This is a genomic window from Bradyrhizobium sp. MOS001, assembly GCF_004634465.1.
GTDB classification, from domain to species: Bacteria; Pseudomonadota; Alphaproteobacteria; order Rhizobiales; family Xanthobacteraceae; genus Bradyrhizobium; species Bradyrhizobium barranii.
The window spans coordinates 59,614-79,296 of record NZ_SPVJ01000025.1 but is presented as its reverse complement, the minus strand read 5'-3'; the positions used below and the strand labels follow the sequence as shown (position 1 = coordinate 79,296).

Here is a 19,683-nt window from a genome sequence, read left to right as displayed (position 1 = left end):
CCGTTCCTCGCACCTGAGGGCATCCAAACAAATGGCTAAACCGAAAGAGCTCACACCCGCGAAGCGCCGGCGCCTGGCCGAGCTGACAAGGGGCTTCCGCAGCATCGTCCTGTTTCTGTTCGTGGTCTCCGGCATGATCAACGTGCTGGCGCTCACCGGCTCCGTCTACATGATGCAGATCTACGACCGCGCGCTGACCAGCGGCAGCATCCCCACCCTGGTGATGCTCTCGGTGCTCGCGATCGGGCTCTATCTATTCCAGGGTGCCTTCGACGTCGTCCGCTCCCAGGTGCTGGTGCGGGTTGGCGCCCGGATCGACCGCAAGATCGCGCCGCTGGCGCATCGCGTCGCCATCGACATGCCGCGTTTCGGCTTCTCCACCTCCGAAGCGCTGGAGCGCGGGCGGGACGTCGACACCGTCCGTGGCTTCCTCGGCAGCCAGGGCCCCTCGGCGTTGTTCGACCTGCCCTGGATGCCGATCTATCTGGCCTTCATCTACTTCCTTCATCCGATGCTCGGCGCGTTGACCTTCGCGGGCGCGCTCGTCCTCGTCGTGCTCACCGTGGTCAGCGAAGTCATGACCCGCCGTCTCATCGTGTCCACGCGCAAGGCGGCGACGGAACGCAACGGCATCGCCGACTGCAACGCGCGCAACGCCGAGGTGCTCAAGGCGATGGGCTTCGCAGGCCGCGCCGTCGTCCGCTTCAACGAGGCCAATGCCGAGCATCTCGATCTGCAGACGAGGGCCAACGACATCACCGGCGGATTCGCCGCGGTTTCGCGTGTGCTACGCATGGTGCTGCAGTCGGCCCTGTTGGGGCTCGGCGCCTACCTCACCATCAAAGGTGAGCTTTCGGCTGGCGCCATCATCGCGGTCTCGGTCGCCTCGGCGCGCGCGCTGGCCCCCGTCGATCTCGCGATCGGCAACTGGAAGGCCTTCATCGCCGCGCGGATGGCCTACCAACGGCTGCGCGACACCGTCATCGCGCTCGCCTCCGCCGACGAGCCGATGCGGCTACCCGACCCGACCGCCCGCCTCTCCGTCGAGAAGATCACCGTGGCGGTCCCCGGGACCGGACAGGTGGTGCTGAGCGAAGTCGCCTTCGAGCTCGAGGCCGGCCAGGCGCTCGGCATCATCGGCCCCAGCGCCGGCGGCAAGACCACGCTGGTGCGCGCGCTGACCGGCATCTGGCCGGCGCTGCGCGGCAGCGTGCGGCTCGACGGCGCCGACCTGACCCAGTGGCGCGAGGACGACCTCGGCAGGCACATCGGCTATCTCCCCCAGGAGGTCGCGCTGATGGACACCACCATGGAGGAGAACATCTGTCGCCTCGAGCGCCAGCCCGACTCCCGCAAGGTGATCGAGGCTGCCAAGGCGGCCGGCGTCCACGAGATGATCGTCAGGCTGCCGGAGGGCTATCGCACCAGGTTGGGGCCGCAGGGCTGCGCGCTTTCCGCAGGTCAACGCCAGCGCATCGCGCTGGCGCGCGCGCTTTACGGCAATCCCTTCATGGTGGTGATGGACGAGCCCAACTCCAATCTCGACGGCGAGGGTGAGGCGGCGCTCACCGCGGCGATCGAGGGCATCCGCGCTCGCGGCGGCATCGCCATCGTGATCGCGCACCGCCCGAGCGCGCTGGTGGCGGTCGATCTCGTCGCCATCGTCCAGGCCGGCCGCATGGTCGCCTTCGGCAAGAAGCAGGACATCATGACTCCTGTCCTGCAGCCTTCCGCGCCAACCCCGGCCGGCACGATTCCCGTAGAAGCCCAAATGCGGAGGCCTGCATGATCAACGTCCAGGCCACCCGCAAGTCCACCGTCGAGACTGCCCCCGGCCGCGAGGACTACGAAGAGAAGCAGGATCGCAGCCGCCGCTTCGTGCCGCTGATCTTCTTGCTCATCGTCGGATCCTGCACAGCCTACCTCAAGAGCTTCCTGCCAATGAAGCTGGGGGCCAGCGAGGACCATGAAAAGGTCCGCGGCTCGGGCGAGGAGGAGAACCTGAAGGAGGACGCGCTCGCGGCGGCCGAGGAACCCGCGGAGGAGCAGCCTGAGCCGCCCCGGTCGTCGGGCTGGACCGAGGAGGGCAGGATCGTCGCGCACGCCGAGGAGGAGCGCGCCGTAGGCGGCGGTGCGACCGATTTCAGCGCCCGGGCGCGCACCGACAAGCCCGAGCTGAACAACAAGGGGTCCGGCGCGAGTCCGAAGGTCGCCAACGACAACCACCGGCCTCGCCAGGAGGACCCCGCGGCTGGCGGTGGCGGTGGTGGAGGAGGTGGCGGCGGAGGAGGTGGCGGCGGCGACAGACCGCGCGACCCGCCGGCGCCGGATCACCGCAACCGCGCGCCCCGCGTCTCGGGCGCGGTGCATCTTCCTGACGTGGTGGCCTGCCATGGGCTGGCGATATCGATGGCGGCGCTGCTGGCCGGCGCCACAGATGCGGACGGCGACAATCTGACCGTGGTCGGCATCTTCTCCTCCTCCGGCTCTCTGGTCCGCACCGAGGACGGCTGGGAATTCGACCGCGCACCGAGCATGCTCGGCGAGGTCAAGCTGACCTACGCGATCAGCGACGGCTCCCACATCGTCATGCAGACAGCCTACTTCAATGTGGTTGAGGCGCCGCCCATCGTCGGGACCGAGAGCGACGACATCCTGCTCGGCACCCAGTGCGCCGAAACCATCGCGGGACTCGGCGGAGACGACAACATCGACGCCAGAGGCGGCAACGACCGGATCTCGGGTGGGGCCGGCGACGACCACATTTTGGCGGGCGCGGGCCACGACGTGGTCTATGCGGGCGACGGCAACGACACCGTGTTCGCGGGCACGGGCAACGACGTGGTGTTCGGCGGCACCGGCGACGACCGTCTGTGGGGCGACGAAGGCGACGACACCCTGCTGGGTGAGGAGGGAGACGACCACCTCGACGGCGGCGCGGGCCGCGACATTTTGCTGGCGGGAGCCGGCGACGACACCCTTGAGGGCGGCGACGGCCACGACCATCTCGACGGCGGCGAGGGCGCCGACCGGATGTCCGGCGGGAGCGGCAACGACATCATCGCCGACGGTGGCGGAAACGACGTCGTCACCGGCGGCGCGGGCAACGATATCGTAATGGCGGCCGCCGATGCCGCGGACGACGGCTTCGCTGGCGGCGCCGGCGTAGACACGCTGGACTATTCGTCGGCTACGCGTTCGATCGGGGTGGATCTGGGCTCGGGTACCGCCTCCGGCGCCGACATCGGCAACGACGCGATCGCGGAGTTCGAGATCGTTATCGGCGGCGCGGGCGACGATACCCTCACGGCCGCTGGATCGGCTTCGGCCTCGATCGACGGCGGCGGCGGAAACGACGTCGTGGCCGGGGGCGCCGGCGACGACACGCTGACCGGCGGGACCGGCAACGACACGATCTCGGACGGCGGCGGATCTGACACGGTCGCCGGAGAGGCCGGAAACGATCTGGTTCTCGCTGTGGCCGATGCCGCGGACGACAGCCTCGACGGCGGAGCCGGGACCGACACCCTCGACTATTCCTCGGCCGTCAAGAAGATCGCCGTGAATCTCGCCTCGGGCCGAGCCTTCGGTGAGGACATCGGAGAGGACGCGATCGCAGAGTTCGAGATTGTCGTCGGCGGCGCGGGCGACGACGTCCTGACGGGGAGTGCGGGAGCCGACACTCTCGCCGGCGGGGCCGGCAACGACATCATCGCCGACGGCGGCGGAGCCGACAAGGTGGACGGCGGCAGCGGCGACGACGTCGTGCTGGCGTCGGCCGACGGCACCGACGACGCCTATGATGGCAATTCGGGTCAGGACACCCTCGACTATTCGGCGACCACCGTCACCGTCACCATCGATCTGCGCAGCGGCACCGCCATGGGACGTGAGATCGGCAAGGACCTGATCGATGGCTTCGAGGTGATCATCGCGGGCTCCGGTGACGACGTGATCATCGTCGGCGGCGGCGCGGTGGTCCTGACCGGCGGCGCCGGCGATGACTGCTTTCAGTTCCAGCGCGGTGATGACGGCGCTCAGCAGCAGGACGTGGTCAAGAAGATCACCGACTTCACAATCGGCGACAAGATCGTGGCCGCGACCTATCAGATTACGATCAAGGAAGGCTGCGACGCCGAGGAGCAAGTCGCTGACCTGTTTGAACAGATCTACCTCGACGAGAACCACGGCGGCCACAATCGCCAAGTGCGCTTCCGCTTCGAGGAACTCGCCGAGGGCAAGTACACCGCCATCGACGTCGATTACGGCAACGACGACGCAGACGGCATGACGATCGAAGTCGCCGGTCACCACCATCTGCAATTCTCGTCGATTCATTCCTGAGGTGAAGCCATGAAGCATGTCGCTGCATCTGAATTCGCCCGCTTGGAGCCTCCGGCTATCGACGCGCCCCGCGAACGGCCGTTGCGGCTGTGGCCGCGCATCGTCGCCGGCCTCGTGCTGAGCGCGCTACTGGTCGCCGGTTGCGGCGGCTGGGCCGCCTGGGCGATGTTGGAGGGCGCGGTGGTCGCCGCCGGAACGGTCAAGGTCGACCAGAACCTCAAGGAGGTGCAGCACCGCGACGGCGGCATCGTCAAGACACTGTCGGTGCGCCAGGGCGACCAGGTTCGCGAAGGCCAGGTGCTGGCGACCCTCGATGACGTCCAGATCAAGGCCGAGCATCTGATCGTGCGCGCGCAGCTGGTCGAGGCGCTCGGGCGCCGTGCCCGCCTGGTGGCCGAACGCGACAACCTGACGTCCGTCGAGTTTCCCGGCGACATGCACGCGTTATTCCCTTCGACCGCCGGATCGGTGATCCACGGCGAGGCCCGTCTGTTCGCCGGCAACAAGACCGCGCGCGACAGCCAGAAGGAACAGCTTGAGCTCAGCATCGCCCAAACCGGCGAGGAGATCAGGGGCATGGCGGCCCGCCTCGCCGCCAAGGAGGAGGAAGGTAAGCTCGTCGGTGCCGAGCGCGAGAAGCTGCAGTCGCTGTTCGAGCGCAAGATCGTCGAGTACCAGCGCGTCTATACCTCCCAGCGCGACTACGCCCGCATCATGGGCGAGCAGGGCGAGATCCAGGCGAGCATCGCCCGCGCCAAGGTGAGGACCAGCGAGATCCGCGTGCAGATCATCGCCGTGGACCAGAACGCCTCGACCGAGGCCCAGAAGGACCTGCGCACAGTGGAGGCGCGCATCGCCGAGCTTCAGGAGCGCAAGCTCGCCGTCGAGGACCGGCTGTCGCGCACCGAGATACGTTCCCCGGCGTCCGGCTACATCAACGAACTGTTTGCCTACACGGTGGGCGGCGTCATCACCCCGGCGGCCAAGATCGCCACCGTGGTGCCGGAGAACGCCGACCTCAAGTTCGAGATTCGCATCTCGCCGGCCGACATCGACCAGGTGAGGGTTGGACAGCCGGCGCGCATCCGCCTCTCCGCCTTCAACCGCGCCACCACGCCGGAGCTGAAGGGCAAGGTCGCGATGGTGTCGCCGGCCTCGGCCCGGGATCCGTCCAACGGCCAGGAGCACTACATCGCCCACGTCCGCCTGCTTCCGGCCGAGGTGGACCTGATCCAGCACAAGGGACTGAAGCTCGTTCCCGGCATGCCGGCGGAGGTCTTCGTCTCGACCCAGGAGCGCACCGCGGCCTCCTATCTGGCCAAGCCCGTCATCGACCAGATGACACGCGCCTTTCGGGAGCGCTGAGCATGACGCATTCTCCCGCCGACACACCGACGACGGCATCGACGGCCGAGGTGGCCGCCGGAGTTTTTGCGGTAACCCTTCCGGGTAAGGGTGGCGTCGAAAGCCGCGAATCGGCGGCAGTTTCGGCGGTGGTTTCCGGCCTAGCGCCGCAGCCCGGGCATCTTGCCACACCGTCGGAATTTCCCGGGACGAACTTTGCGACTTGCTGTTTTCTTTCGGGTCCGGGGGTTTTGCTTTCCTCGTCAATGTCTTGGACCGCCGTTTCCCGGAGGCGGAACTATTCATGATGCCTTTTTAGGGTGGGTTTGATGAGCGATATTTCGATCGCGATTGTCGAGGACCAGCCTTTGATGATGACGGCCCTCACGACCTTTCTTTCTACGCCGACCGATTTCAAGATCGTCGCCTTCGGCGCCACCGCCGCCGACATGATCCGGCTGGCCCGTTTCCATGTCCCCAGGCTGATGATTCTGAGCCCCTCCGTCCCCGACGAGACCTACGACGCCATCCGCACGATCCGCAACGTCCTGCCTGCGATCAAGATCGTCGCCTACACCTCCCAGCACGGCGTCGACCATGCCGTCCGGGCGCTCGACGCCGGCGCTCACGGCTACGTCCTCAAGCGCTCCTCGGCCGACGAGTTGATGGCCGCCGTCCGGGCCGTGCTGAAGGATGAGACCTATATTACCCAGGGCTTTGCGGTCCGGGTGATCGACGCGCTCCGCAACACCGACGTCCGCCACCGCGTCGCCGAGGCCATCAAGCTCAGTCAGCGGGAGGGGCAGATTGTCCGGCTGCTGCTGCGTGGCATGACCAACAAGGAAATCGCCGCGACGCTTCGCATCACCGAGAAGACGGTCAAGCACTACATGACCGAGCTGATGCAGAAGATGCAAGCCAGGAACAGGGTCGAGGTCATCATCGCCGCCCAGAGGATGTCCGAGTACCGACTCCAGTCGCTCGACGCCTGAAACAGGAAAAGGGATTCGCGCTGCCCGCCCGGCCGGTTTAGTCCTTCGCCCGAATCCTGTTCGTATCCGACTTCAATGTCGTTTTCTGTGCGCATGCCGGAGCCGACGACTCCAGCGACACGCCTTCATGCTGGCGTGGCCGACGAGCAAGCGAACCGGGCAGGGCGGCTATTTCGGGATTGGTTTGCGGTAACCTCAATACGTCCCGCGGTCGGGCATCGTGTTTTTTCGGAGTATCATGCGCCTTTTGGAATACGCGATCGGTAGCGGCCGGAACGCGATGGCGAGAATGAACGACAGGAAGCGGTGGAAGCCTTTCTCCGACGTCTTACGGCTTGTCGAAGGCCAGTTGGTTAGACTTCAGCACTCGTACCGTCTCGGAAGCGGCCGTTGGACCGCTGATGCTTTGGCGATACGCCGCAGGCGTCTGGAAGGCACGAACGAACGCGCGGTGCATATTAGCCGGGCTGCCGAACCCAACCCTGTGGGAGATTTGCTGGACGGACAGCGGTCGCCGAGGCTGCCCGTCTCGTCCAAGCGAAGAAAATCTCTCGTTGCAGATATCACCCGAACAACTTGTCGGACCTTCGGGGGCACGGCCGTCATCGCGAAACGCCATGTCAGTCCCAACCGCGCCTCAGAAGAGCGTGCTTGCAATGTTTAGTATTTAGTGTTTCGCTAAACAAATCGAGCTTGGCTGAATCCCTAAGAATCCAGGCAGGCGCGAGGAAACGTCCATTTAGTCGTTCAGCCCGTGAAGGACTGTATCGCTCTGCTCGAAGCATTCGAGCGGGTTGGAGAGTCGCGCCATGTCGATGGCCGGCCCCACTGGGAGGGAAAGCGTTATGAAACAGACAGTAAAGGCGCTTCTTACTACGTTCGGAGTTCTCGCATCCGCCCTCGGTGTCGGAGTGGGGACTACTCCTGCGCATGCGCAGGCCAAGACCATCACGCTGTGCTGGGCCGCGTGGGATCCTGCCAACGCCCTTGTCGAACTGTCGAAGGATTTCACCGCCAAGACCGGCGTCGGCATGAAGTTCGAGTTCGTGCCGTGGACCAACTATGCCGACCGCTTCCTGAACGAGCTCAATTCGCATGGCTCGCTGTGCGATCTCATCATCGGGGATTCGCAATGGATCGGGGGCGCCGCCGAGAACGGTCAGTACGTCAAGCTCAACGATTTCTTCACGAAGGAAGGAATCAGCATGGACGACTACATGCCGGCGACGGTGGTCGGCTATTCCGAGTGGCCGAAGAACAGTCCGAACTATTGGGCGCTGCCCGCCATGGGTGACGCGGTGGGCTGGACCTATCGCAAAGACTGGTTTGCGCGGCCTGAGATCCAGGCGGATTTCAAGGCCAAGTACGGCCGCGATCTCGCCGTGCCGAAGACGCTCGATGAACTGCGCGACATCGCAAAATTCTTCCAGGGCCGCGAGATCGACGGCAAGAAGGTCTATGGCGCTTCGATCTATACCGAGCGGGGCTCGGAAGGCATCACCATGGGCGTGTCGAACTACCTCTATGATTACGGCTTCCAGTATCAGGATCCGAAGAAGCCGTATTCAATGGACGGGTTCGTCAACTCGCCCGGCGCCGTGAAGGGGCTCGAGGCCTACAAGGAGCTCTACAAGTGCTGTACGCCCCCCGGCGCATCCAACTCCTACATGTCCGAAGGGCTTGATGCGTTCAAGTCGGGGCAAGTCGCGCTGCAGATGAACTTCTTCGCCTTCTTCCCGGGCCTCTACAAGGATCCGAACGTCGGTGGGGACAAGATCGGCTTCTTCAGCAATCCCGCCGGCCCCGCGACCCGGGCGACGCAGCTCGGTGGGCAGGGCATCTCGGTCGTTTCTTATTCCAAGAACCAGGCCGAGGCGCTGCAATATATCAAATGGTTCTCCGGTGGAGATGTGCAGAAGAAGTGGTGGGCGCTGGGCGGCTATTCGTGCGCCAAGTCAGTGTTGAACGATCCGGGCTTCCCAAACAGCGCGCCGTTTGCCGGCGAGTTTTTGAAGTCGATGGGAATGGTCGTCGACTTCTGGGCCGAGCCTTCCTATGCCCAACTCCTGCAAGCCGAACAGAAGCGCGTGCATGACTACGTGGTGGCGGACAAGGGCACCGCGCAGGAAGCGCTCGATGGCCTGGTAAAGGACTGGAAGGCGATCTTCAAGGAAGAAGGCAAGAAGTTCTAGGGCAAACGCCTGGAGCGCACGCCGAGCGCGCTCCAGGCTCTCTTCGGTAGAACCCGCAGGCGTCGCATAGTCGACAATCGCGACGCCAGGATTGACCAGGGCCATGAACGATTTGAGCACTTCGTCGCAGATTACCTACCGGGCCGTCCCGATCCGACCAGGCGTGATACGTCGCATCCGCGGCCTTTCGGACCAGGCGCTCGCATGGCTCTTCATCACACCGACGATCGTGCTGCTGCTGGCGATCAATATCTTCCCGCTGGTATGGACGATCTACCTGTCATTTACCAACTACCGCGCCAATCGGCCGAACGCGCCGACGCTATGGCTGGGGACCGATTGGTACCAGTCGATCCTGACCGATCCGGATATCTGGGCGGCAATGCAGGTCACGGCGCATTTCGTGGTTTGGACCGTGCTGATCGAGACTGTGCTCGGATTCGGCCTTGCGTTCCTGATCGACAAGAAATTCCGTGGCCATGGCCTGTGGACCACGATCATTCTGTTGCCGATGATGCTCTCACCAGCGGTTGTCGGCAATTTCTGGACCTTCCTCTATCAGCCGCAGATCGGGCTGTTCAACTACGTGGTCGCCTTCTTCACGGGGCGCGGCGCTTCGTCGTTCCAGATGCTGGGAGACGTGACCCTCAGTCCCTGGGCCATCGTCATCGTCGACGCCTGGATGTGGACGCCCTACGTGATGCTGATTTGCCTGGCGGGGCTGCGGTCGATCCCGGATTACATTTATGAGGCGGCGGAGGTCGACCGCGCGTCGAATTGGCGGCAGTTCTGGTCGATCACGCTGCCGATGGCTCTGCCGTTCATCATGCTCGCGGTGCTCTTTCGCGGGATCGAGAATTTCAAGATGTTCGACATGGTCAACCTCCTGACCGGAGGAGGGCCAGGCTCGACCACGGAAGTCGCTTCGATCACACTGAAGCGCGCAGCCTTTGAGAGTTGGCGAACCGGCTATTCCTCGGCCTTCGCGATCATTCTGTTCGTGACAGTGTTTGGCCTTGCCAACATCTACGTCAAGGCGCTGAACCGGGTGAAAAGCAGATGAGCGCCTCAAACGCAGCCCACTCAGTCGTCGAACCGTCGACCGGCACTCGCCGCTTTGCCGGCCTGCTCGTCGTACTCTATGCCATCATAACGATGGTTCCGCTGATATGGATCGTGCTCACCTCGTTCAAGTCGCCTGACGATGCGATCTCCTATCCGCCGAAGGTCCTCTTCAAGCCCTCCCTTGAAGGCTATTGCAATGTCTTCACAACACGCTCGCGTCAGACTCAGGAGTTTATCCAGACGCTGGGGCCGCCGCAGGGGCTTTGTGACAACATCGCGCGCAGCCGCAACATGGTTGTCGCCGGGCCGTCGAACTACGTGCCGCGCTTCATCAACTCGCTGATCATCGCCTTTGGCTCGACCGTGCTTGCCGTCGCGCTCGGTACGCTCTCGGCTTATGGTTTTTCGCGCTTCCGCGTGCCTCTCAAGGACGACCTCCTGTTCTTCATCCTGTCGACCAGAATGATGCCGCCAATCGCGGTCGCGATCCCGATCTACCTGATGTACCGGACCGTCGGGCTATCGGATACCCGTCTAGGGATGATCCTGCTCTACACTTCGGTGAACGTCTCACTCGCTGTCTGGCTACTCAAGGGCTTCATCGACGAAATCCCCCGTGAATACGAAGAAGCAGCAATGATCGATGGCTATACGCGCTTTCAGGCGTTCGTGAAGGTGGTTCTACCGCAGGCGACGACGGGGATCGCGGCGACGGCGATTTTCTGCCTGATTTTTGCGTGGAACGAATACGCCTTTGCTGTGCTTCTGACCTCTGGCAACGCTCAGACCGCGCCCCCATTCATTCCGATCATCATTGGCGAAGGCGGCCAGGATTGGCCGGCCGTAGCCGCCGGCACGACGATCTTTCTTGTGCCGATCGTCGTGTTCACGGTGCTGCTTCGCAAGCATCTTCTGCGCGGCATTACCTTTGGAGCCGTCCGCAAATGAACCTTGATGTGAACACGTCAACGCCGCACGTCAGCCTGATGAGCAGAATGTTGCGTCGCGGTCCGCTCGAGGCCATCGCGACGGCGATCATTGCCGCGGGCGTGGTCATGCTGATGCAGCCGTTTTTTCTGACGCTTTATTCCTGGTCTTTCGCGGTCACTCTCTTTGGGACGGTGATGTTCACGATCGTCTCGAAGGTCCGGGAGTAGCGCTCGATGGCACAGATCAGGGTTGAAGCGCTCAACAAATCCTTTGGAGAGTTTCACGCAGTCAAGGGCGCGAGCTTTACGGTGGATGACGGACAGTTCCTTTGTCTGCTTGGGCCGTCCGGCTGCGGCAAAACGACAACGCTGCGGATGATTGCGGGACTGGAATTGCCGACATCCGGCACGATCAGGCTCGACGGTGAGGACGTGACGATGAACCGTGCCTCCGCGCGAGATATCGCCTTCGTCTTCCAGCTATTTGCGCTCTATCCGCACATGAATGTCCGGCGCAATATCGGCTTTCCGCTCAAATGCGAGGGCATCGGAGCCGCGGAGTGCGACCGGCGCGTGGTGGAGGCCGCTCGGATCCTGCGTATCTCCCACCTCCTTGATCGGTCGGTTTCGACCCTCACCGGCGGCGACCGTCAGCGCGTCGCGCTTGGGCGGGCGATCGTCCGCAAGCCGAAGTGCTTCCTGATGGACGAGCCGCTCGGAGCGCTCGATACCGAGATGCGCGAGGCGATGATCCAGGAATTGCGCGCGCTGCATGACCGGCTTGGCGCGACCACCGTTTACGTCACGCATGATCAACTGGAGGCCATGGCAATGGCGGACCTGATTGCGGTGATGAACAACGGCGTGGTCGAGCAGATTGCGAGTCCGCGCGATATTTATGACCGGCCTGTTTCGCTCTTCGTCGCGGACTTTATCGGTTCTCCAGCGATGAATTTCTTGCCGTTTCGCGGCAGCCTGCAAGCCGGGGCGCAGGCGATCCGGCTCGGGGATCGCGACGTTGCGATACCCACCGCACGCGAGGCTCTGGTGGAGAGCGACCTTGTCCTGGGCGTCAGACCCGAGCATGTGCGTTTTTCCGATAGCGGCATGGTGCGGGGCGAGATCTATGGGTCGGAATATCTCGGCACGACGCAGATCGTGACGGTGACGACGCCTTACGGCGCTCTCAAGGCCCGCTCGCCCGCCAGCATGCCCTTTCGGATTGGGATGAATGTCGGGCTCGATTTTCGGCCCGATACGTTGTCGCTCTTCGACCAGGGGTCGGGACGGGCAATACGCACCGCATTGCACGAGGGAGGCAAGCATGGCTGAAGTCGAGATCGGGGCGGTCTCCAAGGCGTTTGGCAAGACGCAAGCCGTCGTCGATCTGTCCCTCACCATTGGAGATGGCGAATTCGTTGCGTTGCTGGGGCCGACCGGCGCCGGCAAGACGACGACGCTCCGTCTCGTTGCCGGATTAGAGGCGCCCGACAGCGGTTCGGTCCGCATCGACGGACGCGATGTGACCAGTGATGCGCCGGCGGATCGTGACGTCGCCTTCGTATTCCAGCAATATTCGTTGTACCCGCATCTGACCGTGTTCGAGAACATGGCCTTTGCGCTACGCGCGCCGACTCGGCGCCTGCCGGAGGCCGAAATTCGCGCAAAGGTCGAACAGGTTGCGCGTCTTCTCCATATCGAGGCCAAGCTCCACAGCAAGGCGACTCAGTTATCGGGCGGGCAGATGCAGCGCGTTGCGATTGGCCGCGCTCTGGTGCGCTCGCCCTCGATCTACCTGATGGACGAGCCGCTTTCTTCGCTCGATGCCAAGCTGCGCGGTGAAATGCGCCTGGAGCTTAAGCGCATCCAGATCGATCTCGGCGCGACGATCCTCTACGTCACCCACGATCAGACCGAGGCTATGACCATGGCATCGCGCATTGGCGTGATGGAGGCCGGGCGGCTGATGCAGATCGGCACGCCGCGCGAGATTTACGAGAACCCGGTCAACGCCTATGTCGCTGCCCGGCTCGGCCAGCCGATGATCAACCTGCTGCCGGCAACTCTGTTTGCCGGCGTTCCGCCCGGCGTTAAGACGATTGGCGCTCGTACCGAGCACCTGGCGATCGCACGCAGCGGCGGGGACGTGTCGGCCACCGTCACGCGGGTCGAACATCTCGGCGACCAGAGCCATGTCCATCTCGATCTCGGCGGCCAACCTGTCGTGACGTTGGCGGATCCTGAGGCGAGGTTAGACGTCGGCGACGTCGTGTCGCTACGCCTTAACAGGCCGCTGTTCTTCGATGCGGCCGGCGGGAGGGTCGCGGCATGAGTCTCGATCGGACCTCTAGGGAGAATCTGGTGCGGGCGCTTGCGGAATCGGTGATCCAGCACGCCGACGAACTGACCAGCCTCGACCAGGCGATCGGTGACGGCGATCATGGGCTGAACATGAAACGCGGCTTCGAGGCCGTGCTCGCGACGTTGCCCGGCCTTGCGGACAAGTCTCTGCCAGAAATGCTGAAGTCGATCGGAATGACGCTGGTCATGAAGGTTGGCGGAGCCTCTGGGCCGCTGGTTGGCACCTTCTTCATGGAGTTGGGCAAGGCGCTTCCAGAGCAGCCAACACGCGCGGAGTTTGTCGCGGCTACGGATATGGCAATCAACGCCGTAAAGGCGCGCGGACGCTCGGAGGCAGGACAGAAAACCTTGCTGGATGTCCTAGTGCCCGTGCAAGCGGTATTGGCTGCAGGCGGCGATGCGCGGGCGATTGCGTTAGAAGCGGTGCAGGCGGCCGATCGCACGACGCCGATGCTCGCTATTCGCGGCAGGGCTTCTTTTCTCGGCGAACGCTCCATTGGTCACATGGACCCGGGTTCGCGCTCAGCGTCCCTGTTGATCGGGGCTGCAGTCAAAGTATTGGAATTCGAGGCAAGGTCATGAACAATCCAAATGGCGGCAATGTCGGAATCGTTATCGTTTCACATTCGCCCAAGATAGCGGAAGGCGCGGCAGATATGGTGCGCCAGATGGTGGGCAATGCGGTGCCGCTCGCCTGGACCGGCGGCGATGTCGATGGAGGGCTCGGCACGAATGTTGCTGGAATCCTGGAGGCGATCGAGGCGGCGTGGTCCACGGCAGGTGTTGCTGTGCTCGTTGATCTCGGCGGTGCCGAGACAAATTCCGAGATGGCGGTGGAAATGTTGGCTGAAGATCGAAGGGCGCGCGTCGTCGTCTGCAATGCTCCGGTGGTCGAAGGAGCGGTGATTGCAGCGACGGAATCCTCGGGTGGCTCATCGCTCGCAGCCGTCAAGCGTAGCGCGGAGGAATTCTATGCATGATGCCCACGCCAGCCGGGCAGGTGAGACGTCGGTGCCGCTGACCGCCTCGGCGGTTCTCGTCAACAAGGTCGGACTTCATGCGCGGCCGTCGGTCAAGCTCACGCAGTGTGCGAAGAGGTTTGCCGCAAAGATCGAACTCGCCCTCTCTGGAGACGGGCCTTGGACGGATGCCAAGAGTCCGGTGAAGGTGATGCGTGTAAAAGCTCCGCAGGGGGCGACGCTGCATTTCCGGGTCGCCGGACCGGACGGAGAGGTGGCGCTCGCTGCCATGCTTGCGCTTGTGCATGACGGTTTTGGTGAGGCTTAACGGCAGTGGCAGAGATCCAACTTATCGGCCGTGCCGCATCGCCGGGCCTCGCGTTCGGGCCGGTCGTCGTGCTGACTGCGGCCGTGGCCGGGCGAATGGCGAGCGAGGATCCGGAGCAGGAGGCTGCAGCGCTGCGGGCGGCGATCGGGGGGGCGAGGGCGCAACTCGCCGAGCAGATCAAGACGATTCAGAGTGAGGCGGCAGACATTCTGGAGTTCCAGGCCGCCATGTTGGAAGACGATGCACTAACAGATACGGCATATGAACTTATCGCGATCGGGATCGCTGCCGACCATGCCTGGCGCCGGGCACTCGACCTGGAGATCGCCGGCTATCGCGCGGCTGAAGATGAATATTTCCGTGCCCGGGCCGTTGATATCGTTGACATCCGCGATCGCGTGCTTGCGCATCTGGGCGGTGTGGACGTTGTCGCCGGAATCGCGGGCGGTTCGATTGTTGCGGCTGAAGATATCACGCCGTCGACCTTTCTTGCGACTGACTGGTCGCAAGGCGGCGCGATCGCGCTGGCCAGTGGCTCACCTTCCTCGCATGTCGCGATGTTGGCGCGTGCGCGCGGGGCGCCGATGGTCGTTGGATTAGGTCCGTTGTCGTGGCATGGACAGCCACCAGTCTTGGCGCTGGTAGACGGCGACGCCGGAAGGGTCATCTTCGATCCGGAGCCGGAGACCATCCGGCTCTTTGAGCTGCGCATGGCGGCTGCGAAGGCCGAACTGGCTGTCACCGAGGCGACCAGCCTTGCGCCTGCCTTCGTCGCCAATGGTCGGCGGATAGCGGTTCTGCTCAATGTCGCCGGGCCTGAAGACCTTGCAAACCTTGATCCCGCAGTTTGCGACGGCATCGGCCTTGTACGCACGGAATTCCTGTTCGAGGCGGCCCACGGCCTGCCGGACGAGGAAACGCAATACAGGGTCTATCGAGACATTCTCGTCTGGGCCCAAGATAAGCCGGTGACGATCCGGACCTTGGATGCAGGCGGAGACAAGCAGGTTCCCGGTTTGACGGTCGAAGGTGAGAGCAATCCGTTTCTCGGCCTCCGCGGTATCCGCCTCTCGCTCGCGCGGCCGGAGGTGTTTCGCATGCAGCTCCGCGCGCTCTGCCGTGCGGCTGTCCATGGCACGCTGAAAGTGATGTTGCCCATGGTTGCGGTCCCGTCGGAATTGGACCGCGCGAACGAAATACTTGACGCGGAGTTCACTGCCCTCCAAGCGAAAGGAGTTGCCTGCGCTCGTCCGCCGCTCGGCATTATGGTCGAGGTTCCAGCGGCGGCGCTCTGTGCAGCAGATTTTGGCGCTGCATTCTATTCCATCGGTTCGAACGATCTAACCCAGTACACCATGGCGGCGGCGCGCGACATCGGCGCAGTCGCTGACCTCAATGATACCAGCAATCCGGCTGTGCTGGCACTGATAGCCGCGACCGTCGAGGCCGGGCTAAAGCGTGGCGTCGAGGTTTCGCTCTGTGGCGACGCCGCGGCCAACACTCACCTGACGGCGGCGCTGCTCGCGACCGGATTGACAACTCTGTCTGTGTCGCCGATTGCCGTCGCACGGCTCAAGGCCGCAATCGCAAAGGTGAGTTCATGAAGGACGATGTCGGCAAGGACACGCCCGGTGACAAGAATGTCGCAGAATACAAAATAATCCTGCGAAAGGTACTCGACAATCGGCCCTCGGGGACGCGCCTGAAGCTTGCGGCGGCGCTGGGCAAGAATCGTTCGTTCGTGAGTCAAATCACGAATCCGGCTTATCTGGTGCCGATCCCGGCGAAGCATGTCGCGGTCATCTTCGACGTCTGCCACCTGTCCAGCGCCGAGCGTGCGGCATTTCTCGATGCGTATGGCCGCGCGCACCCCGGAAGACTGCGCGCACCCCACCGCGAAGCGCGCACGCGTGTCATTACCGTGACCGTTCCTGAACTTGGTGACGACAAGAGGAATCGTGCGCTCGAGCAGCTCATCGTGGATTTAGCCGCGCAGCTCGCGCGCTTTGCGGAAAGCGTCGGTTAGCCATTGAATCGAACTTTAGACCGGACTGGGAGAACGCTCATGAAAAAGCTGATCAACAGCGCCGATACTGTACTCGAAGAAAGTCTTGACGGCCTCGCCGCAGCGCACGCGGATATCCTGCTTCTCGGCGCCGAGCGCAAATTTGTGCGCCGTCGCACGTTGAAACCGGGCAAGGTCGCGCTGATTTCGGGAGGCGGCTCGGGACATGAGCCGCTGCATGCGGGCTTTGTCGGCCTGGGCATGCTCGACGCGGCTTGTCCTGGCCAGGTCTTCACCTCGCCGACGCCAGATCAGATGATCGAGGCTGCGGAGGCCGTCGACACCGGCGCAGGTGTGCTGTTCATCGTCAAAAACTACGAAGGCGATGTGATGAATTTCACCATGGCAGCCGAGATGGCCGGCCGAGAGGTTGCGAGTGTGGTGACAAACGATGACGTGGCAGTCGAGAAGTCGACCTACACGACCGGTCGGCGTGGCGTCGCTGGAACGTTGATCGTGGAAAAAATGGTCGGCGCCGCTGCCGAGACCGGAATGCCGCTTGCCGCGCTCAAGGCGCTCGGCGATGAAGTCAACCGGCGTACGCGCTCGATGGGCGTAGCTCTATTGCCATGCACTGTGCCGGCCGCCGGACGGCCAAATTTCACGTTGGCCGACGATGAAATGGAAATGGGCGTCGGCATTCATGGCGAGCCTGGCCGGCGCAGGGTACCGTTGGCTTCCGCCGATGCGATCACCGCCGAGGTGCTCGACGCGATTCTGAAGGATCTTGCGCCGAGCAAGGGCAGTGAAGTGCTGCTTCTCATTAACGGATTTGGTGCGACGCCTCTGATCGAACTCTATCTGATGGTCAATGCTGCAAAGCGGACTCTGGATCACGCGGGGATCACGGTGACGCGCTTCCTGACCGGTTCCTACGTCACATCCCTCGACATGGCCGGTGTCTCGATCACCGTATCGGTGCTCGATCGCAAAGCCACGACATTATGGGATGCCCCGGTGCAGACCGCAGCTCTGCGTTGGGGCGTCTGATTTCCGCGCGCGGCTCATGTTTTGCTGCAATCGAAGTCCTATCGACTCCGCCCCGCTTAGGCCCGTCCATGCAGGGGAGCCGTTTCTCGTCGGCTCGATCGATCGCATAGTCGCGTCCGCGCCGCCAAGGTAGTGTGGCTGCCGAGAAAACCTGGATCGAGGGCAATGAGAAGTAAGATTCGACAAAAAGGACCCGATCGGAGGATCCACTCGTAGCGCAAAAAGGGACGTTGGGGTGTAGATGTTGGAGCTGAATAGCTCCCGCTGGCTGAATCTAGCTCAAACTTCCCAATCATGGATCGGAGCGAGAGTTTGATTGTTTCAATAGTTGGAACAGTGCGTATGCACGATGTGTGCACCGAGAGTTCACAAAAATCTAACGCACTCAATTTGGGGAGCCAACATCGTTCCAAATTCTGAGCCGGTAACGACCCTGGTTTGTCTGCGGCAGACCCGCATGACTGTCGCGTTTGAGACGTTTGCGTTGGTTCAAATCATGGGCCAGATTTGAACCCGCCATTCGACAAGCTTCTGAGTTTAGGCGAACGATCGGAGGAAATATCGCAGATCTGCGTCGTGTGGGGAGAGGCGTTAGCGGTCTCCTGACTCGCACCCTGACGCCTCATCTTGTCGGTTCTCGCGAGCCGGTCCGCCCGTGCCGGGTGTGCCCGCCGCCTTCCGTTGTGCCCGGAGCGCCGTCATCCGCTATCCGTAGCGGCTTGCCTGTCCCGCGCGACCGGGCGCATCCTCTCTCGCATGGGCAGCAATCGTTCGAGTAGAGGAGCAGAACAGATGAGCGACCTTGTCGTAATTGCATTTCCAACCGAGGCGAAGGCGGAGGAAGTTCGTCAAAAATTGCTGGCCATGCAGAAGGAGTATTTGATCGAACTCGGCGATGCCGTGATCGCGGTGAAAGACAGCAACGGAAACATCAAACTAAATCAACTGATCAATACCACGGCTGCTGGTGCGGCTACTGGCGCCTTTTGGGGCACGCTGATTGGCCTGATCTTTTTGATGCCGCTTGCTGGTGCTGCCCTTGGCGTCGCGTCCGGCACACTCAGCGGATATTTAACGGATGTCGGCATCAACGACAAATGGATGAAAGAGACCGCTGCCGCCGTTCAACCCGGAACCGCAGCGCTCTTCGTACTGGTGCGCAAAGTCACGGCAGACAAGGTTCTTGAGAGGCTAAAAGGCGAAGGCGGCACGGTGCTAAAGACTTCTCTCGACCACACTAAGGAAGCCGCCTTGCAAGCGGCGCTGGCGGAGGTCAAAGCGGCGGTACCGGCGGCTTCGCCTCCTGATTTGCCGGGCGCTTGAAACGATGGCGACCGCCTGCCGACGACCGCTCTCGGCATTACCGCAGCCCTCTCTGGCCCAGTGACGCCGCGCCGGGTACGGTCATTGGTGCAGTTCCGGGTCCTTTGTGAGGGCCAGAGGCAAGTGCCGGGACCGCGCGACCGCGCCGTATGAATATATTTGCAATTCATCATACCGCGTTAAATTTAGTGCGATCCGTTCACGTGCCTGAGCCCGAGGCACAGCGTTGACCTAGATCAAACCATTGATGGCGGTGACGTTCTTCTGAACGGAGAGGGCCGCGTGAGTGTCCGGCTGGGCTTGTTCTTTAATTCCCAGGATTTTGATCTATTTCGCCAAATGCGTGAGGGATGCAGATGTCGGACAATCCCATCGACGTGATCGAAGCCGCCATTCGCTCCGCCTTCACCAGTTACCCAAAGGAAGACGACCCGGATTGGAGAAGTCCGCACTGGATCAAGTCTGAAGAGTGCACGCACTTGGCACAGGGCATACTGCTAGAATTGCACGCAAACGGATTTGAAATCGTGAAGAGGCAGACCTGATAGATCGGCGGCGGGCCCGCGCAATTGGTCATTTGAGGTGACCAGATCTCGCGACGTGACACAGGCTCGACCCAGGCGGCCAAGGCGCGCCGCTCGACCGGCACCTTGCGGGCGTTACCATTCTTGCCCGTGCGCTTCCCAACTGCGGCAGATGTCGCAGTTGATTTCTTTCGCTCGAACCTTCGTTGCGGCATCGCCTCTGCGCCAGTGCCGCCGGCCGCACCGCCTCGACCGCCTCGATCACGC

18 protein-coding genes are annotated in these 19,683 nt (G+C 62.8%); all 18 read left to right on the top strand.

Annotated elements, in window-relative coordinates:
* Nucleotides 1–31: 31 nt before the first annotated feature.
* The 18 genes from CT676_RS26400 to CT676_RS26315 all read left to right on the top strand — a co-directional run bounded on the left by CT676_RS26400 (nucleotide 32) and on the right by CT676_RS26315 (nucleotide 19,437).
* Complete coding sequence (locus CT676_RS26400; RefSeq protein WP_135215656.1) at nucleotides 32–1,789, top strand: type I secretion system permease/ATPase; 1,758 nt, start codon at nucleotides 32–34, stop codon at nucleotides 1,787–1,789.
* Nucleotides 1,786–4,344, top strand: a complete 2,559-nt coding sequence (locus CT676_RS26395) for a cadherin-like domain-containing protein (RefSeq protein ID WP_135215655.1) — start codon at nucleotides 1,786–1,788, stop codon at nucleotides 4,342–4,344. Before CT676_RS26400 ends, CT676_RS26395 begins: the two co-directional genes overlap by 4 nt.
* Before the next feature lie 9 nt (nucleotides 4,345–4,353).
* On the top strand, nucleotides 4,354–5,709 hold the full coding sequence (locus CT676_RS26390; RefSeq protein WP_135215654.1) for an HlyD family type I secretion periplasmic adaptor subunit: 1,356 nt from the start codon (nucleotides 4,354–4,356) through the stop codon (nucleotides 5,707–5,709).
* 308 nt (nucleotides 5,710–6,017) lie between these two features.
* The gene (locus CT676_RS26385) at nucleotides 6,018–6,680 is read left to right on the top strand and encodes a response regulator transcription factor (RefSeq protein WP_028150089.1); all 663 of its coding nucleotides are present in this window, start codon (nucleotides 6,018–6,020) and stop codon (nucleotides 6,678–6,680) included.
* 845 nt (nucleotides 6,681–7,525) lie between these two features.
* Entirely contained in the window at nucleotides 7,526–8,872 is a 1,347-nt protein-coding gene (locus CT676_RS26380; protein WP_063981213.1) for an extracellular solute-binding protein, read from the top strand.
* 103 nt (nucleotides 8,873–8,975) lie between these two features.
* The gene (locus CT676_RS26375) at nucleotides 8,976–9,935 is read left to right on the top strand and encodes a sugar ABC transporter permease (RefSeq protein WP_014492573.1); all 960 of its coding nucleotides are present in this window, start codon (nucleotides 8,976–8,978) and stop codon (nucleotides 9,933–9,935) included.
* Nucleotides 9,932–10,885 (top strand): carbohydrate ABC transporter permease, encoded by a 954-nt coding sequence (locus tag CT676_RS26370; RefSeq protein WP_135215678.1) that lies wholly within the window; start codon nucleotides 9,932–9,934, stop codon nucleotides 10,883–10,885. The genes CT676_RS26375 and CT676_RS26370 overlap by 4 nt, the downstream gene beginning before the upstream one ends.
* Nucleotides 10,882–11,094, top strand: a complete 213-nt coding sequence (locus CT676_RS26365; RefSeq protein WP_135215653.1) for a hypothetical protein — start codon at nucleotides 10,882–10,884, stop codon at nucleotides 11,092–11,094. Before CT676_RS26370 ends, CT676_RS26365 begins: the two co-directional genes overlap by 4 nt.
* 6 nt (nucleotides 11,095–11,100) lie before the next feature.
* The gene (locus CT676_RS26360; protein WP_063981215.1) at nucleotides 11,101–12,198 is read left to right on the top strand and encodes an ABC transporter ATP-binding protein; all 1,098 of its coding nucleotides are present in this window, start codon (nucleotides 11,101–11,103) and stop codon (nucleotides 12,196–12,198) included.
* Nucleotides 12,191–13,198: an ABC transporter ATP-binding protein gene (locus tag CT676_RS26355; RefSeq protein WP_063981216.1), complete on the top strand. Its 1,008-nt coding sequence runs from the start codon at nucleotides 12,191–12,193 to the stop codon at nucleotides 13,196–13,198. Before CT676_RS26360 ends, CT676_RS26355 begins: the two co-directional genes overlap by 8 nt.
* Nucleotides 13,195–13,809: a dihydroxyacetone kinase subunit DhaL gene (dhaL, locus tag CT676_RS26350; RefSeq protein ID WP_135215652.1), complete on the top strand. Its 615-nt coding sequence runs from the start codon at nucleotides 13,195–13,197 to the stop codon at nucleotides 13,807–13,809. The genes CT676_RS26355 and dhaL overlap by 4 nt, the downstream gene beginning before the upstream one ends.
* Nucleotides 13,806–14,207, top strand: coding sequence for a dihydroxyacetone kinase phosphoryl donor subunit DhaM (gene dhaM, locus CT676_RS26345; protein ID WP_135215651.1), 402 nt, complete (start codon nucleotides 13,806–13,808; stop codon nucleotides 14,205–14,207). Before dhaL ends, dhaM begins: the two co-directional genes overlap by 4 nt.
* Nucleotides 14,200–14,514: an HPr family phosphocarrier protein gene (locus CT676_RS26340; protein ID WP_028150081.1), complete on the top strand. Its 315-nt coding sequence runs from the start codon at nucleotides 14,200–14,202 to the stop codon at nucleotides 14,512–14,514. The genes dhaM and CT676_RS26340 overlap by 8 nt, the downstream gene beginning before the upstream one ends.
* Before the next feature lie 5 nt (nucleotides 14,515–14,519).
* Nucleotides 14,520–16,118, top strand: a complete 1,599-nt coding sequence (gene ptsP, locus CT676_RS26335; RefSeq protein WP_135215650.1) for a phosphoenolpyruvate--protein phosphotransferase — start codon at nucleotides 14,520–14,522, stop codon at nucleotides 16,116–16,118.
* Nucleotides 16,115–16,540, top strand: a complete 426-nt coding sequence (locus CT676_RS26330; protein WP_135215649.1) for a hypothetical protein — start codon at nucleotides 16,115–16,117, stop codon at nucleotides 16,538–16,540. Before ptsP ends, CT676_RS26330 begins: the two co-directional genes overlap by 4 nt.
* A gap of 39 nt (nucleotides 16,541–16,579) precedes the next feature.
* Entirely contained in the window at nucleotides 16,580–17,569 is a 990-nt protein-coding gene (gene dhaK / locus CT676_RS26325) for a dihydroxyacetone kinase subunit DhaK (RefSeq protein ID WP_135215648.1), read from the top strand.
* Nucleotides 17,570–18,361: 792 nt separating this feature from the next.
* Nucleotides 18,362–18,892, top strand: a complete 531-nt coding sequence (locus tag CT676_RS26320) for a DUF1269 domain-containing protein (protein ID WP_028150077.1) — start codon at nucleotides 18,362–18,364, stop codon at nucleotides 18,890–18,892.
* A gap of 356 nt (nucleotides 18,893–19,248) precedes the next feature.
* Nucleotides 19,249–19,437 carry a hypothetical protein gene (locus tag CT676_RS26315; protein WP_223153873.1) on the top strand — a complete coding sequence of 63 codons (189 nt, stop codon included), beginning with the start codon at nucleotides 19,249–19,251 and terminating at the stop codon, nucleotides 19,435–19,437.
* Nucleotides 19,438–19,683: the final 246 nt, after the last annotated feature.

Excerpts from the sequence above, each read along its gene's own strand:
- CT676_RS26400 (WP_135215656.1), top strand. The coding sequence starts at position 32 with ATGGCTAAACCGAAAGAGCTCACACCCGCGAAGCGCCGGCGCCTGGCC.
- CT676_RS26395 (WP_135215655.1), top strand. The coding sequence starts at position 1,786 with ATGATCAACGTCCAGGCCACCCGCAAGTCCACCGTCGAGACTGCCCCC.
- CT676_RS26390 (WP_135215654.1), top strand. The coding sequence starts at position 4,354 with ATGAAGCATGTCGCTGCATCTGAATTCGCCCGCTTGGAGCCTCCGGCT.
- CT676_RS26385 (WP_028150089.1), top strand. The coding sequence starts at position 6,018 with ATGAGCGATATTTCGATCGCGATTGTCGAGGACCAGCCTTTGATGATG.
- CT676_RS26380 (WP_063981213.1), top strand. The coding sequence starts at position 7,526 with ATGAAACAGACAGTAAAGGCGCTTCTTACTACGTTCGGAGTTCTCGCA.
- CT676_RS26375 (WP_014492573.1), top strand. The coding sequence starts at position 8,976 with ATGAACGATTTGAGCACTTCGTCGCAGATTACCTACCGGGCCGTCCCG.
- CT676_RS26370 (WP_135215678.1), top strand. The coding sequence starts at position 9,932 with ATGAGCGCCTCAAACGCAGCCCACTCAGTCGTCGAACCGTCGACCGGC.
- CT676_RS26365 (WP_135215653.1), top strand. The coding sequence starts at position 10,882 with ATGAACCTTGATGTGAACACGTCAACGCCGCACGTCAGCCTGATGAGC.
- CT676_RS26360 (WP_063981215.1), top strand. The coding sequence starts at position 11,101 with ATGGCACAGATCAGGGTTGAAGCGCTCAACAAATCCTTTGGAGAGTTT.
- CT676_RS26355 (WP_063981216.1), top strand. The coding sequence starts at position 12,191 with ATGGCTGAAGTCGAGATCGGGGCGGTCTCCAAGGCGTTTGGCAAGACG.
- dhaL (WP_135215652.1), top strand. The coding sequence starts at position 13,195 with ATGAGTCTCGATCGGACCTCTAGGGAGAATCTGGTGCGGGCGCTTGCG.
- dhaM (WP_135215651.1), top strand. The coding sequence starts at position 13,806 with ATGAACAATCCAAATGGCGGCAATGTCGGAATCGTTATCGTTTCACAT.
- CT676_RS26340 (WP_028150081.1), top strand. The coding sequence starts at position 14,200 with ATGCATGATGCCCACGCCAGCCGGGCAGGTGAGACGTCGGTGCCGCTG.
- CT676_RS26330 (WP_135215649.1), top strand. The coding sequence starts at position 16,115 with ATGAAGGACGATGTCGGCAAGGACACGCCCGGTGACAAGAATGTCGCA.
- dhaK (WP_135215648.1), top strand. The coding sequence starts at position 16,580 with ATGAAAAAGCTGATCAACAGCGCCGATACTGTACTCGAAGAAAGTCTT.
- CT676_RS26320 (WP_028150077.1), top strand. The coding sequence starts at position 18,362 with ATGAGCGACCTTGTCGTAATTGCATTTCCAACCGAGGCGAAGGCGGAG.
- CT676_RS26315 (WP_223153873.1), top strand. The coding sequence starts at position 19,249 with ATGTCGGACAATCCCATCGACGTGATCGAAGCCGCCATTCGCTCCGCC.